The sequence below is a fragment of the Pseudomonas sp. LD120 genome (assembly GCF_009861525.1).
Lineage (GTDB): Bacteria > Pseudomonadota > Gammaproteobacteria > Pseudomonadales > Pseudomonadaceae > Aquipseudomonas.
The window spans coordinates 3148148-3163655 of the sequence record NZ_WVHL01000005.1 but is presented as its reverse complement, the minus strand read 5'-3'; the positions used below and the strand labels follow the sequence as shown (position 1 = coordinate 3163655).

Here is a 15508-nt window from a genome sequence, read left to right as displayed (position 1 = left end):
CAGCATGGGCCATGCAGAGGAAATCGATATACTCTTTGACGCCGCACATTTCACCCCGGGCTCGGCCCTGGCCGGGGGCGCGTTGATCGTCGCCAACGGGCGCATCGCCGGAATCAGCGGCCTGCTCGGCAGCCTGCTGCAACCGGGCAGCGACGGCTGGGGCGAGAAAGCCCTGTTCATCCTCGGGCTGCTGCTGGCGCCGCTGCTCTGGGGCCTGTTTCACGCCCTGCCCGTCGCCGAGTTCCAGGGCGGTCTGCTCGGCCTGATCAGCGCCGGCCTGCTGGTGGGCATCGGTACCCGCTACGGCGCCGGTTGCACCAGCGGCCACGGGGTCTGCGGTATTTCCCGACTGTCGCCACGCTCGATCATCGCCACCCTGTGCTTCATGGGCACCGGCTGCGCCACGAACTGGGGCTGCTGCCATGAGAAAACTCAGCGCTTTTATCGCCGGCCTGCTGTTCGGCATTGGCCTTTTGCTGGCGGGTATGGCCAACCCGGCCAAGGTCTTGGGCTTTCTCGATCTGGCGGGCACCTGGGACCCGTCCCTGGTGCTGGTGATGCTCGGCGCCATCGCGGCGGCCTGGTGGCCCTTCCATTGGGCCATGGGCCGCTCGCGCTCGCTGCTCGGGGCCCCCATGCAGATTCCCGCCAAGCGCAGTGTCGATCGGCGCCTGATCGGTGGCAGCCTGCTGTTCGGCGTCGGCTGGGGCATCGCCGGGATCTGCCCGGGGCCGGCCCTGGTGCTGTTGCCGGGCGGGCACTGGCAAGCCTGGGTGTTCGTCCTGGCCATGCTCCTGGGCATGCTGCTGTTCCAGCACCTGGTGGCCCGTCGCCAGTCCTGACCCGTACTCCCAGCGGCACTGTGGCAGCTGGCTTGCCAGCGAAGGCGTCCTGACAGACACCGCAGACCTGACCCAGGATTCACGGCGCCAGGGCCGGCCTCCTCGCCGGCAAGCCGGCTCCTACCTGGGCAACCACCGGGGAAATATTGGCCTCTGCCGGTCCAGCGCCCGGGTGGCGACCATGACCTCGACCCATGTCCTCCAGGAGTGCGCCATGTCCACCGCCCAATCCCTTGAACTCTGTCTCTGGCGCAAGATCGGCCGCTACGCCTCGCGCATCGGCCGGGCCTTGATCCAAAAGGCCCTGTGGCTCTACTACGCCGCGCAACGACCACAAACCCCGATCTGGGCCAAGACCACCATCTACGCCGCGCTGGGTTACTTCATACTGCCGCTGGACATCGTCCCCGACCTGCTCCCCGGGGCCGGATACACCGATGACCTTGGGCTGCTGGCCGGTTCAGTGGTGGCTGTGGCTGCGCATATCAACGCCGAGGTCCGGGAACAAGCCAGCGCACGCCTCGCGGACTGGTTCGGCAGCGAGCCGGAATAAGCCGCAGGTCGGCGTCAGGGGGCGCATGCAACTCAACAAGTCCCTGCAAAACTCCGGGCACCATGGCCGCCCGGCTCACCGCGCCTGCGTGTCCAGGGCATAAAACTCCTGCAGCTTGGCCTGCAGCAGCTTCTTGTCCGGCAGTTGGGTCCGGTACTCGGCGATCAACGCCGGCGACAGTGAACGGTTGAGGGCATATTCCACCACCTCGTCATGCTTGCTGGCACAGAGCAACACGCCCAGCGCCGGGTTTTCATGGGGTTTGCGCACCTGACGGTCCAAGGCCTCCAGGTAGAAGTCCAGCTTGCCCAGGTACTCCGGCTCGAAACGCCCGACCTTGAGTTCAACGGCCACCAGGCAATTCAACCCACGATGGAACAGCAGCAGATCCAGGGCAAAATCGCGCCCGCCGACCTGCAGGGGATAGCCAGAAGCGACAAAGCAGAAGTCGCGCCCCATCTCGATCAGAAAATCCTTGAGCTGGCGCACCAGCCCCTGGTGCAGATCGGCTTCATCATGCCCCTGGGCCAGGCCGAGAAATTCCACCATATAGGCATCCTTGAACACCTTCAGGGCTTCGGGGCGGTCCTGCCTCAAGGTGGCCGAGGCGTTTGCCGGGCGGGTCAGCGTGCGTTCGAACAGGGCGGATTTGATCTGCCGTTCCAGTTCTCGGGTCGACCACTGCTCCTGAATGGCCATGCGCAGATAAAACTCGCGCTCTTGCGCACACTTGCCTTGCGCAAGAATGATCAGGTTCTGGGTCCAGGGTAATTGTGACAGCACTGCTGACACTTTCTCCTCCCCTCGATAGGCCTCGTAGAATTGACGCATGCGGAACAGGTTACGTCGGGTAAACCCCCGCAGCCCCGGCTGCTGCCGCGCCAGGTATTCCGCCAATTGCTGGACCACGCCATCGCCCCATTCCGCCGCCTGGATCTTGCGGCTGATGTAGGCCCCGACCTGCCAGTACAGTTCCACCAGTTCAGTGTTCACCGCCCGCACCGCCCGTTGCCGCGCGGCGGTGATCATTTGCGCCACTTCGCCAAATGCCACATCGGTGGCGGTGATTGCCGCTTCAGCCTCTTGCGTCATGACGCCACGCCCCAGGGGATCGCCGAGCACTGGTGGCGGCTGTACCAGGACCCGCAGCTGGATGACCTGCAACAACGCCTGCTCCGAGCCAACTCGGATCTGGCGGCGGCCCTGGCCCACTACGACGCTGCCCAGGCCTACTCCAGCCAACTGCATGCCGGGCTGTTCCCGCAGATCAGCGCCAGCGCCCAACCGTTGCACCAGCACCAGTCGGACAACCGCCCCCTGCGCGGCAGCACGCAACCGTCGATCTACAACAGCAACACCGCCGGTTTTGCCCTGAGCTTCGACCTCGACCTCTGGGGCGGATTCGCAATCAAGCGGCGGCCGGAGACGCCCAGGCCCAAGCCTCCGGCGACGACTTGGTAGCGGCGCGCCTGAGCCTGCAAAAACAATTGGCGAGCCTGTATGTGCAACTCAATGGCCTGGACGCCCAGAGCCGCATCCTCAGCCACTCCCTGGAGGATTACGCCCAGACCCTGCAACTGACCCGCGACCGCTACCAGGGGCAGATCGCCTCGGAACTGGACCTGACCCGGGCCCAGAGCCAACTGGCCAGCGCCGAAGCCGAATTGGACGAAGTGCGCGCCGAGCGCAACCTCACCGAACATGCCATCGGCGAACTGGTGGGCGAACCGGCCAGCCAATTCCACCTGGCGCCCTCTGCGCAACTGCTGAACCTGCCGAGCATTCCCCGGCAACTGCCCAGCACCCTGCTGCAACGCCGGCCCGATATTGCCGCCGCTGAACGCCGGGTGTACGCCGCCAATGCCGGCATCGGCGTGGCCCGCGCGACCTGGTATCCGGATTTCAGCCTGACCGGCATGCTCGGTGGCCAGACCCAGGGCGTGGGCAACCTGCTGGCGGCGGGTAATCGCTATTGGGCCTTGGGGCCGTTGGTGAACCTGCCGATTTTTGACGGCGGACGGTTGAGCGCCAATGAGCGCCAGGCCCATGCCGAGTTCGAAGAGGCCGCCGCGCATTACCGTGGGCAAGTGCTGCGGGCGGTGCGCGAGGTGGAGGACAACCTGGGGCAACTGCGGGATTTGCGCCAGGAGGCGCTGGATCAGCAGTCGGCGGTGAATACGGCGTTGCATACCCAGACCTTGGCCATGAACAGCTATCAGGCCGGGGCGGTGAGTTACCTGGATGTGGTGACGGCGCAGACCGCGGCCTTGCAGGCGCAACGGGGGTTGCAGGCGGTGCAGACCCGGGAGTTGCAGGCCAGTGTGGGGTTGGTGGTGGCGTTGGGAGGAGGAGAATCAGCGACAAGTTTGTAGCGGCAAGCGGCAAGCTAAAAGCTTGAGGTTTGCCGCCTCGCCGTATGAGTCGCCAACCGTTGCTAATAGTGTTGAGCGGCAAAAAGTAGGGGACTGTCAGATTTTTTGTGTGCGGGCCGGTAACGGCCTGCCGCTAGGCAGGCCATGCTTTTACCAGGTCGGCCTGATAAATCGATCTCCGTACAAAATCGCAAACTGATTCATCGCACTTTTCCAATCATGCGCCGCTGAGCCCCAGTTCGCTGTGATGTTGCGCAGCCCCAGCCAGATCAGTTTGGTCGCCGCATCATCGTTCGGGAAGTGGCCACGGGTTTTTATGATCTTGCGTAACTGGGCGTTGATGCTCTCGATGGCATTGGTGGTGTAGATCACTTTCCGGATGGCGGGTGGGAAGACAAAGAACGGAATAACTCGATCCCACGCCCGTCGCCAGGCAGCCACCACCGTTGGATATTGCTTACCCCAGGGCCCGTTTTCAAACTCATCCAGCGCCTGTTCAGCAGCTTCGGCGTTAACTGCCTGATAGATCGGCTTGAGGGCCTTGGCCAAGGCTCTACGTTTGTCCCAGGCCGCATAGTCGAGGCTATTGCGGATCAGGTGCACGATGCAGGTCTGCAGCGTTGTGTCCGGGAACACCGCACTGAGCGCCTCTGGCATCCCTTTAAGGCCGTCGGTCACAGCAATCAGCACGTCCTCGACGCCACGGGTCTTGAGGTCGTTGAACACCTTCATCCAGAACTTCGCGCCTTCGGTGTTCTCGATCCAGATGCCCAGAATATCGCGGGTGCCATCGGGCAAAACGCCCAGCGCCAAGTAGACCGCCTTGTTACGAACCAAGCCTTCTTCGCGGATTTTGACTCGCAGCGCATCAAAGAAAATGACCGGATACATCGGCTCCAGCGGGCGCTGCTGCCAGGCACCAATCTCTTCCATGACCTCATCGGTCACGGAGCTGATGAAGTCATGTGATACGTCCGTTCCGTACTGCTCGGAAAGAAAGGCCCGGATCTCCCTAACCGTCATCCCGCGGGCATACATGGCGATGATCTTGTCGTCGAAACCGGTGTAACGGCGCTCGTGCTTGGGAATCAGAATGGGCGAAAAGCTGCCATCCCGGTCACGAGGAATATCAAGCCGTAGCGGGCCATCACCGGTGAGTACCGTCTTAGCGCTCTTGCCATTGCGCAGGTTGGTTTCATCCTCCGGCCGCTGTGCGCCCGGAGGATAGCCCAGGTGATGACCCAGCTCAGCATTCAGGGCTCGCTCAATCAGCGCCTTCTTGAACGCTGCAGAGGCTTCTTCGATGGCTTCTGCGGTCATCAGCGGAGCAGCGGAAAACTGCTCAAGCAGCTCTTTCGGAACCTTTGGTAACTCTCGAAGCGGTTTCTTTTTGGTTGGCATACATGCACCTCTTACTCATGGTATGCCCGAACACAAAATTTCTGACAGTCTCAAAAGTAGTCACCATAACCACCACGACAGGGAGTTGAAAGTGATGTGAACAGCCGGCAACTCATCGCTCAAATCGAAGCAGATGGTTGGTATCTGGTCAGGGTCAAGGGCAGTCACCACCACTTCAAACAGCCAACCAAGCCAGGCCTGGTCACCATTCCCCCTGCCAAAAAAGATCTACTGGCCAAACGGTAAGCCGCATATTGAAACAAGCCCGGCTCTAAGCACTCAGGCTCAACGCTCCCAGGTCCGAAGGAGGATCAGTCCATGCTCTATCCCATTGCCATTCTCCCCGGTGACGACCAACACGCCTGGGGTGTGGAAGTACCCGATATTCCTGGCTGCTTCTCCGCCGGTGACGACCTCGACGACGCCATGGCCATGGCCCGCGAAGCCATCGAAGGCCACCTGGAATTACTGGCCGAAGAAGGAGCAGCCATTCCCACCGCGCGCACAGTGACCCTCCACGCCGCCAATCCCCAGTATCAAGGCTGCACTTGGGCCGTGATTGATATCGACATCACTCGCTACATGGGCAAGGCGGAAAAACTCAACATCACGCTGCCGGGCTATTTGCTGAATCGAATTGATGAATATGTGAAACATCATCCGGAACAGAAAAGCCGATCGGGCTTTTTGGCTCAGGCTGCGTTGAGGGTCTTGCAGGGCGTTTGAGGGCTTTGCACTTGCTCTCACGCCCACTTCAGAAGCCCGGAACGAGGCGCCGGAAACCGGAGCAGGAACCCTTTGGTTATTTTGAGCTGGACCGGCATTCCGGCTTTGCCAAAGTGATTCGCCCTTACCGCGAGTTCTGGGTACATATCCGTTGCTGCGGTCACGGCCACTTAGGGTTTCGCCCTTACGGCGACTCACTTTGGAAAAGCCCCAAAGTAAGCAAAGGGCTCCTGCCCCTCCACTCGGTGCCTCGCTTAGGCTCGGCATGCCCTCACTCCGGCATTGATCCGTGGGCCGCCGCAATGGGCCATCCCTGGCCCAGTGCGGCTAACCCGGCGTCCTGCCGGGTTACCCACGGCTCAATGCCTGCGTTCGGCCATCGTGTCTAAAGGGGCAGGAAGATCAAAAGCAAGATCAAAAGCAAAGGCAAAATCTGACGGCGGCCTTGCGGCCGGCCTGAAACAGATAGCGCGTAAAACGCGCTTGGCTTTTGCTCTTGCTTTTGATCTTCCGGCCCCTTCCCAGCCGGCCGAGCGTAGGCGTTGCGTAGGGGGCAGCTCGGCATGGATGCCGAGCTAGCCGCCACCCGGCCATGGATGGCCGGTTGGCGGCGGGCCCCCGGAGCAATGCCGAAGCGAGGGAACCCCGAGCCCCAGCGAGGGGCCCATGGAGGGGCAAGCCCTTTTGGTTACTTTTACGGCGTTTGGTAAAAGTGACTCGCCGTAAGGGCGAAACCGCCAGCCACCACACCCGCAGCAACGGAGATGTCCCCTTCAGATCCGGCCACCAGACAGTCGACACAACCACTCAAACATCACCTTCAATGCCCGGTTGCACCGCTCTGGCATCCCCCCTATAGTTCGCCCTCGCGGCAAAATCCGCGAGCGACCTTGGCCGGTCGAATATAGGAACGCATCAGCGTCCAAAACATCATTGCAGGCGCTTTTTTTGTGCCTGCAATTTTGTCTCATGGCGGCTGTGCGTGGGACACCTTCGGGTGTGCCGGTTTCCTATAGCCGGTCGGCCAACCCGCGTACAGCTGCCACCCTCATTCGCTTGGCCGCGAAAGGTGGTAGCTCAATTTATAGGAGCTACACCGATGACTGACCATCACCTCCCCCGCTTCACCCCCATCGACACCCACGACACCGAACACCCGGTGTTCTACCTCGACACCCAGGCCCCCTTGAGCGACCTGGCCAGCGCCGCCCACCATTTCACCGTGGTCCTCGACCTGATGGACAGCCTGTCCACCCTGGGGCTGAAAGACATCAGCGATTGCGACCTGACCCGCATCACCCGCGGTGTGCATCTGCTCACCCGAGAAGGCTGCGCGGTGCTGGAAGTGATTCAGTGGCGGGTCGCGTAGCCCTGCTGTCTGCGTGAGCGTGGCGAGGGAACAAGCGCCCTCGCCACAATGCGGGCGTCAAGTCTTGCCGTGGGCGATGGCCTGGGAAGCAGCGAGCATGGCCCGCAGCAGCACCGCGCAACCCGCGGCAAGGTCGTCGGGGTCGGCGTTCTCGATTTCGTTGTGGCTGATGCCGCCTTCGCAAGGCACGAAGATCATCCCCGCCGGGCCCAGTTCGGCGACGAAGATCGCGTCGTGCCCGGCGCCGCTGACGATGTCCATGTGGGACAGGCCCAGCCCTTGGGCCGCACCGCGCACGGCGTCGACGCACGCCGGGTCGAAGTACAGCGGCGGGAAGTCCGCGGTGGGGGTCAGTTCGAAGCTCAGTCCATGCTCTTCGCAGGTGTTGTCGATCACCTGGCGCACCTCGGCAATCATCGAATCCAGGCGCGCCGGTTCCAGGTGACGGAAGTCCAGGGTCATGCGCACCTCCCCCGGAATCACGTTGCGCGAGCCCGGGTAGGCTTGCAGGCAACCAACGGTGCCGCAGGCGTGGGGCTGGTGACTCAGGGCGGCGCGGTTGATTGCCGCGACCACGGCCGCAGCGCCCACCAGGGCGTCCTTGCGCAGGTGCATCGGCGTCGGCCCGGCGTGGGCTTCGACGCCCCGCAGCGTGAGGTCGAACCACTTCTGGCCCAGGGCACCGAGCACCACGCCTATGGTCTTGCGTTCGTCTTCCAGGATGGGGCCTTGCTCGATGTGCGCCTCAAAGTATGCCCCCACCCGATGACCGCTGACCGGGCGGCTGCCGGCGTAGCCGATGGCGTTCAACGCCTCGCCGACGCTGAGGCCCTCGGCGTCGGTCTTGGCCAGGGTGGCCTCCAGGGTGAACTTCTCGGCGAACACCCCAGAGCCCATCATGCACGGCGGAAAGCGCGAGCCTTCTTCGTTGGTCCACACCACCACTTCCAGGGGGGCTTCGGTATCCAGCTTGAGGTCGTTGAGGGTGCGCAGCACCTCCAGCCCGGCCAGCACGCCAAAGCAGCCATCGAACTTGCCGCCGGTGGGCTGGGTGTCGATATGGCTGCCGGTCATCACCGGTGGCAGCGCCGGGTTGCGCCCGGGGCGGCGGGCGAAGATGTTGCCGATGCCGTCCACCGTGACCGTGCAACCGGCCGCCTCGCACCATTGCACGAACAAGTCCCGGGCCTGACGGTCAAGGTCGGTCAGGGCCAGGCGGCAGACGCCGCCCTTGACCGTGGCACCGAGCTTGGCCAGTTCCATGAGCGACTGCCAGAGGCGGTCGCGGTTGATGTACTGATGGCTGGATTGCAGAACTTCGACGGCAGCGTTCATGGTGATCTCCTCAGGCTGTTGTTTTGCTTGTGGCGGGCGATCCGTGCCGGCAGTCGCCCGGGATAACAGGCCCCTGCCCCTCTGTCTGCGCGGGCCCCGAGCAGGCGCTGGTCCACTTGCCCGCGCAGGCGCCCAAGCGCCTTGTCACGGGTTTGAGCCCCACCCCGCTGGGCGCTGCGCCCGGCACTGACGCTCCCTATTCATATCGGGGTTCTGGCCGTGGCCGCCTGCCGGCTACGCAGTGTACATAGCACGTAGTACAGCAAGCCGCCCAGGGTCGAGCCGGTGAACCAGCCGTAGCTGTAGAACCAGTTGAAGGCGCTGCTGCCCAGGGACATCAGGGTCAGGGCCACCGGCACGCCGAAGGCGATGAAGCCGTGCCAGTTCCACGCGGGATAGACGTCGTCGCGGTACAGGCCGGCCAGGTCCAGGCGCTGTTTCTTGATGATGAAATAGTCCACCACCATGATCCCGGCGATCGGCCCCAGGAGGCTGGAATAGCCCAGCAGCCAGTTGGAATACACGCTCTCCAGGCTGACATCGGACACCAGCAGGCCAAGCTTTTTCAGCAATTCATGGCCCATCAGCGCCAGCCCCACCAGGCCGGTGAGGATCACTGCCGTGCTACGGTTGATCAGCTTGGGCGCGAGGTTCTGAAAGTCGTTGGTGGGCGAGACAATGTTGGCCGCGGTGTTGGTGGACAAGGTGGCGATGATGATCAGCGCCATGGCCAGCGCCACCCAGCCCGGGCTCTGGATATGACCGATCAGACTCACCGGATCAGACACCGTGCCCCCCACCAGTTTCACCGAGGCGGCGGTCATCACCACCCCCAGAGCGGCAAACAGGAACATGGTCAGCGGCAGGCCGAAGACCTGCCCGAGAATCTGGTCCTTCTGGCTTTTCGCGTAGCGGCTGAAGTCGGGAATATTCAGCGACAGGGTGGCCCAGAAGCCCACCATCGCCGTCAGCCCGGCCATGAAGTAACCGGTGACGCTGGCGCCTTCGGGACGCTTGGGCGGGATCGCCAGCAACTCGCTCAGGGACACACTGGGCAAGGCCCACACCAGCAGCCCGATGCCCACCGCCACCAGCAACGGCGCGGACAGGGTTTCCAGCCACTTGATCGACTCGGCGCCGCGCAGCACCACCCACAGGTTGAGGGTCCAGAAGACCATGAAACCGATCACCTCACCGGTGCCGCCCAGGGCCTTCCAGCCCTCGAAGATCGAGCCCAGGAACAGGTGGATCGCCAGCCCGCCGAACATCGTCTGGATACCGAACCAGCCGCAAGCCACCAGGGCGCGGATCAGGCACGGCACGTTAGAGCCGATGATGCCGAACGACGAGCGCAGCAGCACCGGGAACGGAATGCCGTACTTGGTCCCGGCAAAGGCGTTGAGGGTCAGGGGGATCAGCACCACGATATTGGCCAGCAGGATCGCCAACAGCGCCTCGCCGACGCTGAGGCCGAAATAGGCGGTGAGCACCCCGCCCAGGGTGTAGGTGGGCACGCAGATCGACATGCCGATCCACAGCGCGCTGATGTGCCACTTGTTCCAAGTGCGCTCATGGACCTGGGTGGGGGCAATGTCGTGGTTATACCGGGGGCTGTCGAGCACGTCGCTGCCGGCGTCCAGCTCATACAAGCCAGCGCGCTCGGTCACCTGGGATCTGTTCTGTTGCATGGCCGCTCCACTGTTCTTTTGATTATTTTGCTCATCAGGCCAGCGCACCTACCTACAGCGCGCCGGACGATGGCCGGAGAACTGACGACTTCCGCCCTCCTGGCCAGCGATCTGCGGCGGCAATCAATAAAGATGCCAACTACAACCGAACTCGCTTCTGCACAGTGCGCGAAATCCATGTAAACAACTGATGCCACTCAGTTTTATTCAATCAACTTTGACGACTTCGGTTAGTTGCCAAATCACTCAGACCGGGCGCTTGACAAGTTGTCCGCTCGATCAGGACCCAAAGCAGTGCACGTTTATTTCCTTAGTTGTTTTTGCGGCTTCTCGACGCCTCCTCAAGCGGCTGATTTACCATAGGAAATCTCGACTATTTTTCGATCCTGTCAAGTGCGTCAAAATGGTTAGGAGTCGCACCATTTTGCAGATTTTCATTTTTTATCATTAAAATTCAATAACTTAATGACTATATATGTTTATAAAAAATATTCTTGATGTTTCTTTGAAGTGCGGCTAGCTTCTAATCCTGTCACCGCTGACAGGATTGCTTAAGTTGTTAGCGCGTTCAATAAAAAGTTAGAGCCGACAGCAGTCGGTCATGCCTGCGAGGAACTCGGAATGTCTCTGTTGATCCGTGGCACCACCGTTATTACCCATGATGAAAGTTATAAAGCCGATGTGCTCTGCGCAGAGGGTCTAATTCGTGCCATCGGCCACAATCTGGATATTCCCGCTGGCTGTGAAGTGCTCGATGGCAGCGGCCAATACTTGATGCCCGGCGGCATCGACCCCCATACCCACATGCAACTGCCCTTCATGGGCACCGTGGCCAGCGAAGACTTCTTCAGCGGCACGGCGGCGGGTCTGGCAGGGGGCACCACCTCGATCATCGATTTCGTGATTCCCAACCCCCAGCAGTCGCTGTTGGAGGCCTTTCACCAGTGGTGCGGCTGGGCCGAGAAATCCGCCAGCGACTACGGCTTTCACGTGGCCATCACCTGGTGGAGCGAACAGGTGCGCGAGGAAATGGCCGAGCTGGTGCAGCACCATGGCGTCAACAGCTTCAAGCACTTCATGGCCTACAAGAACGCCATTATGGCCGCCGACGACACCCTGGTGGCCAGCTTCGAGCGCTGTCTGGAATTGGGCGCGGTGCCCACGGTGCACGCGGAAAACGGCGAGCTGGTGTATCACCTGCAACGCAAGCTGCTGGCCCAGGGCATTACCGGGCCGGAAGCCCACCCGCTGTCACGGCCTTCGCAAGTGGAAGGCGAAGCCGCCAGCCGGGCGATCCGCATCGCCGAAACCCTGGGTACCCCGCTGTACCTGGTGCACGTGTCGACCCAGGAAGCCCTGGACGAAATCAGCTACGCCCGGGGCAAGGGCCAGCCGGTGTACGGCGAGGTCCTGGCCGGGCACCTGCTGCTGGACGACAGCGTCTATCGCGACCCGGACTGGCAGACCGCCGCCGGCTACGTGATGAGCCCGCCCTTCCGCCCACACGGCCATCAACAGGCGCTGTGGCGCGGCCTACAATCGGGCAACCTGCACACCACCGCCACCGACCACTGCTGCTTCTGCGCCGAACAGAAAGCCGCCGGCCGCGACGACTTCAGCAAGATCCCCAATGGCACCGCCGGCATCGAAGACCGCATGGCGGTGCTCTGGGATGAAGGGGTCAATAGCGGGCGCCTGTCGATGCAGGCGTTCGTGGCCCTGACCTCCACCAACACCGCGAAGATCTTCAACCTCTACCCGCGCAAGGGCGCGATCCGCGTCGGTGCCGATGCCGACCTGGTGCTTTGGGACCCCAACGGCAGCCGCACCATTTCCGCCAAGACCCATCACCAGCAGGTGGACTTCAACATCTTCGAAGGCAAGACCGTGCGCGGCGTGCCCAGCCACACCATCAGCCAGGGCAAAGTGGTCTGGGCCGACGGTGACCTGCGAGCCGAGCGCGGCGCCGGGCGCTACATCGAGCGCCCAGCCTACCCGGCAGTGTTCGACCTGCTGAGCAAACGCGCAGAGCAGCACAAGCCGACGGCGGTTAAACGCTGAGACCGGGGGCGTTGTCCCCTATCGCGAGCACGCTCGCTCCCACATCAAAAAGCACCACCTTGTAGGAGCGAGCTCGCTCGCGATCCGGGCGCCTGCGCCCGCTTGAATACATGCCTGCCCCAAATCTGTAGCCGCTGCCGCAGGCTGCGATCGGCTCCGCAGGAGACGCGGGGGTCTTGAGACCACCGCAGGGTTGGCAGGAGATCGCCAAGCAAGGCCCTGCGGGCCTTTTCGCAGCCTCGCAGGCTCGGCAGCGGCTACAGGACCAGCGCCGATCCACGATTTGTGTAGCCGCTGCCGCAGGCTGCGATCGGCTCCGCAGGAGACGCGGGGGTCTTGAGACCGCCGCAGGGTTGGCGGCAGCTACAGGACGGCAGGACAGAACGCTTTTCGTGAACCCCCATGCCCGTCAGAGGCAGATGAAAAACCGTGAGGCCAATACCGTGATCAAGACCTTGAACCACTTGCCCCACCCGACCCTGGACGGCGCCACCCTCGCCGGTCACTTCAGCGATCTGGCGCCGCCGCTCAATGCCCGCCAGGCCCACCTGGAAGCCTCGCGCTGTTTGTATTGCTACGACGCGCCCTGCGTCAACGCTTGCCCCAGCGAGATCGACATTCCGTCATTCATCCGCAATATCCACACCGACAACGTCCAGGGCGCGGCGCAGAAGATTCTCTCGGCCAATATCCTCGGCGGCAGTTGCGCAAGGGTCTGCCCCACCGAAATCCTCTGCCAGCAGGCCTGCGTGCGCAACAACGCCCAGGAGTGCGCGCCGGTACTGATCGGCCTGCTGCAGCGCTATGCCCTGGACAACGCGCACTTCACCGAACACCCGTTCCAGCGCGCCGCGCCCACCGGCAAGCGCATTGCCGTAGTCGGCGCCGGCCCGGCCGGTTTGTCCTGCGCCCACCGCAGCGCCCTGCACGGCCACGACGTGGTGATTTTCGAAGCCCAGGAGAAAGCCGGCGGCCTCAACGAATACGGGATCGCCAAGTACAAGCTGGTGGGCGACTTCGCTCAACGGGAGCTGGAGTTTCTGCTGGGCATTGGCGGCATCGAGATCCGCCACGGGCACAAACTCGGCGCCAACCTGAGCCTGAGCCAACTGCATCAGGAGTTCGACGCGGTGTTCCTCGGCCTCGGGCTGGCCGCCAGCAAGCAGCTGGGGCTGGAGCATGAAGACGCTCCCGGGCTGCTGGCCGCCACCGACTACATCCGCGAACTGCGTCAGGCCGACGACCTCAGCCAGTTGCCCCTGGCCGACCGCTGCATCGTCCTCGGCGCCGGCAACACCGCCATCGACATGGCGGTGCAAATGACCCGCCTCGGCGCCCGGGACGTCAACCTGGTGTACCGCCGGGGCGTCGAGGACATGGGTGCCACCGCGCACGAGCAGGCAATCGCCAAGGCCAATCAGGTGCGCCTGCTGACCTGGGCCGCGCCGCAACAGGTGCTGCTGGATGACCAGGGCCGGGTGCGCGGCATGCGCTTCGCCCGCACCCACATGCACGAAGGCCGTTTGCAACACACCGGGGAAACCTTCGAGCTGGCGGCCGACGCGATCTTCAAGGCCATCGGCCAGTCGTTCGACGGCGGCGCCCTGGCCGATCCACTGGCGCGGGAACTGCAGCGTTGCGGGGAACGTATCCAGGTGGACGAACAGCTGCGCACCAGCATTCCCGGGGTCTACGCCGGCGGCGACTGCGTCAGCCTCGGCCAGGACCTCACCGTGCAGGCGGTGCAACACGGCAAGCTGGCCGCAGACGCCATGCATGCCCAACTCATGCTCAATGTGGAGGCTGCGTAAATGGCCGATTTGTCGATTGTCTTTGCGGGTATCAAGGCGCCCAACCCATTCTGGCTGGCCTCCGCGCCGCCCACCGACAAGGCCTACAACGTGGTCCGCGCCTTCGAGGCCGGCTGGGGCGGCGTGGTCTGGAAAACCCTCGGCGAGGACCCGGCGGCGGTCAACGTCTCGTCCCGTTATTCCGCGCATTTCGGACCGAACCGGGAAGTGATGGGCATCAACAACATCGAGCTGATCACCGACCGTTCCCTGGAGATCAACCTCAAGGAAATCACCCAGGTGAAGAAGGACTGGCCGGACCGGGCACTGATCGTGTCGCTGATGGTGCCCTGCGTCGAGGAATCCTGGAAAGCCATCCTGCCCCTGGTGGAAGCCACCGGTTGCGACGGTATCGAGCTGAACTTCGGCTGCCCCCACGGCATGCCGGAACGCGGCATGGGCGCAGCCGTGGGCCAGGTGCCGGAATACGTCGAGCAGGTGACCCGCTGGTGCAAGACCTATTGCTCGCTGCCGGTGATCGTCAAGCTGACGCCAAACATCACCGACATCCGCATGGCCGCCCGCGCCGCCCATCGCGGCGGGGCCGACGCGGTGTCGCTGATCAACACCATCAACTCCATCACCAGCGTCGACCTGGAGCGCATGGTGGCCCACCCGATGGTGGGCAGCCAGAGCACCCACGGCGGCTACTGCGGCTCGGCGGTCAAGCCGATTGCCCTGAACATGGTGGCCGAGATTGCCCGTGACCCGCAGACCCGCGGCCTGCCGATCTGCGGCATTGGCGGCATCGGCAGCTGGCGCGATGCGGCGGAGTTCGTCGCCCTGGGCTGCGGTGCGGTGCAAGTGTGCACGGCGGCGATGCTGCATGGCTTTCGCATCGTCGACGAGATGAAGGACGGCCTGTCGCGGTGGATGGACAGCCAGGGCTACCACAGCCTGCAGGACTTCTCCGGGCGCGCGGTGGGCAACACCACCGACTGGAAGTACCTGGACATCAACTATCAGGTGATCGCCAAGATCGACCAGCAGGCGTGCATTGGTTGCGGCCGCTGCCATATCGCCTGCGAAGACACCTCGCATCAGGCGATTGCCAGCCTAAGGCAGGCCGACGGCACCCATAAATATGCAGTGATCGACGACGAGTGCGTGGGCTGCAACCTGTGCCAGATCACCTGCCCGGTGCAGGACTGCATCGAAATGGTGCCCCAGGACACGGGCAAGCCCTTCCTCGACTGGCTGCACGACCCGCGCAATCCCTACCGCGAAGCCGTGTAACACCGCACCACTTGTAGCCGCTGCCGCAGGCTGCGAACGAGCGCTACGCTCGCGGCGTTCTTGAGGTCAACAGGG

The 15508-nt window shown here is 63.1% G+C and carries 11 protein-coding genes and 3 pseudogenes; 10 read left to right on the top strand and 4 right to left on the bottom strand.

The annotated features are described in order from the left end of the window. Positions 1-4: 4 nt before the first annotated feature. The 3 genes and pseudogenes from PLD_RS30890 to PLD_RS28925 form a co-directional block, all read left to right on the top strand. Positions 5-406, top strand: a pseudogene (locus tag PLD_RS30890) (YeeE/YedE family protein); the annotation flags it as partial. A gap of 16 nt (positions 407-422) precedes the next feature. Next, the gene (locus PLD_RS28930; protein ID WP_159898103.1) at positions 423-842 is read left to right on the top strand and encodes a DUF6691 family protein; all 420 of its coding nucleotides are present in this window, start codon (positions 423-425) and stop codon (positions 840-842) included. Between the two features lie 214 nt (positions 843-1056). Beyond that, on the top strand, positions 1057-1395 hold the full coding sequence (locus PLD_RS28925; RefSeq protein WP_159898102.1) for a YkvA family protein: 339 nt from the start codon (positions 1057-1059) through the stop codon (positions 1393-1395). Positions 1396-1470: 75 nt separating this feature from the next. Here PLD_RS28925 and PLD_RS28920 read toward each other — a convergent pair whose 3' ends face one another. Further along, positions 1471-2487, bottom strand: coding sequence for a YhcG family protein (locus PLD_RS28920; RefSeq protein ID WP_159898101.1), 1017 nt, complete (start codon positions 2485-2487; stop codon positions 1471-1473). Between the two features lie 21 nt (positions 2488-2508). Here PLD_RS28920 and PLD_RS28915 point away from each other — a divergent pair. Further along, positions 2509-3767: pseudogene (locus PLD_RS28915) on the top strand (efflux transporter outer membrane subunit); the annotation flags it as partial. A 150-nt stretch (positions 3768-3917) separates the two neighbouring features. Here the strand turns inward: PLD_RS28915 and PLD_RS28910 are convergent. Further along, entirely contained in the window at positions 3918-5168 is a 1251-nt protein-coding gene (locus PLD_RS28910) for an IS256 family transposase (protein WP_159890008.1), read from the bottom strand. A 96-nt stretch (positions 5169-5264) separates the two neighbouring features. On the opposite strand from PLD_RS28910, the pseudogene PLD_RS28905 reads away from it, so the two are divergent. The 3 genes and pseudogenes from PLD_RS28905 to PLD_RS28895 all read left to right on the top strand — a co-directional run bounded on the left by PLD_RS28905 (position 5265) and on the right by PLD_RS28895 (position 7263). After that, positions 5265-5443, top strand: a pseudogene (locus PLD_RS28905) (type II toxin-antitoxin system HicA family toxin). Between the two features lie 43 nt (positions 5444-5486). After that, complete coding sequence (locus tag PLD_RS28900; protein WP_102864418.1) at positions 5487-5894, top strand: type II toxin-antitoxin system HicB family antitoxin; 408 nt, start codon at positions 5487-5489, stop codon at positions 5892-5894. Positions 5895-6993: 1099 nt separating this feature from the next. Beyond that, a complete protein-coding gene (locus PLD_RS28895; protein ID WP_159898099.1) occupies positions 6994-7263 on the top strand; it encodes a hypothetical protein in 270 nt (89 codons plus the stop codon). 57 nt (positions 7264-7320) lie between these two features. Here PLD_RS28895 and PLD_RS28890 read toward each other — a convergent pair whose 3' ends face one another. Together PLD_RS28890 and PLD_RS28885 are read right to left on the bottom strand one after the other, a co-directional pair. After that, positions 7321-8598, bottom strand: a complete 1278-nt coding sequence (locus PLD_RS28890; RefSeq protein WP_159898098.1) for a Zn-dependent hydrolase — start codon at positions 8596-8598, stop codon at positions 7321-7323. A 200-nt stretch (positions 8599-8798) separates the two neighbouring features. Then, a complete protein-coding gene (locus PLD_RS28885) occupies positions 8799-10286 on the bottom strand; it encodes an NCS1 family nucleobase:cation symporter-1 (protein ID WP_159898097.1) in 1488 nt (495 codons plus the stop codon). 621 nt (positions 10287-10907) lie between these two features. Between PLD_RS28885 and hydA the strand changes: the two genes are divergently transcribed. From hydA to preA, 3 genes are all read left to right on the top strand, one after another. Continuing rightward, positions 10908-12347, top strand: a complete 1440-nt coding sequence (gene hydA, locus PLD_RS28880) for a dihydropyrimidinase (RefSeq protein WP_159898096.1) — start codon at positions 10908-10910, stop codon at positions 12345-12347. Positions 12348-12790: 443 nt separating this feature from the next. Then, positions 12791-14158, top strand: coding sequence for an NAD(P)-dependent oxidoreductase (locus tag PLD_RS28875; RefSeq protein WP_159898237.1), 1368 nt, complete (start codon positions 12791-12793; stop codon positions 14156-14158). Beyond that, entirely contained in the window at positions 14159-15433 is a 1275-nt protein-coding gene (gene preA, locus PLD_RS28870; protein ID WP_159898095.1) for an NAD-dependent dihydropyrimidine dehydrogenase subunit PreA, read from the top strand. Positions 15434-15508 lie beyond the last annotated feature (75 nt).

Excerpts from the sequence above, each read along its gene's own strand:
- PLD_RS28930 (WP_159898103.1), top strand. The coding sequence starts at position 423 with ATGAGAAAACTCAGCGCTTTTATCGCCGGCCTGCTGTTCGGCATTGGC.
- PLD_RS28925 (WP_159898102.1), top strand. The coding sequence starts at position 1,057 with ATGTCCACCGCCCAATCCCTTGAACTCTGTCTCTGGCGCAAGATCGGC.
- PLD_RS28920 (WP_159898101.1), bottom strand. The coding sequence starts at position 2,487 with ATGACGCAAGAGGCTGAAGCGGCAATCACCGCCACCGATGTGGCATTT.
- PLD_RS28910 (WP_159890008.1), bottom strand. The coding sequence starts at position 5,168 with ATGCCAACCAAAAAGAAACCGCTTCGAGAGTTACCAAAGGTTCCGAAA.
- PLD_RS28900 (WP_102864418.1), top strand. The coding sequence starts at position 5,487 with ATGCTCTATCCCATTGCCATTCTCCCCGGTGACGACCAACACGCCTGG.
- PLD_RS28895 (WP_159898099.1), top strand. The coding sequence starts at position 6,994 with ATGACTGACCATCACCTCCCCCGCTTCACCCCCATCGACACCCACGAC.
- PLD_RS28890 (WP_159898098.1), bottom strand. The coding sequence starts at position 8,598 with ATGAACGCTGCCGTCGAAGTTCTGCAATCCAGCCATCAGTACATCAAC.
- PLD_RS28885 (WP_159898097.1), bottom strand. The coding sequence starts at position 10,286 with ATGCAACAGAACAGATCCCAGGTGACCGAGCGCGCTGGCTTGTATGAG.
- hydA (WP_159898096.1), top strand. The coding sequence starts at position 10,908 with ATGTCTCTGTTGATCCGTGGCACCACCGTTATTACCCATGATGAAAGT.
- preA (WP_159898095.1), top strand. The coding sequence starts at position 14,159 with ATGGCCGATTTGTCGATTGTCTTTGCGGGTATCAAGGCGCCCAACCCA.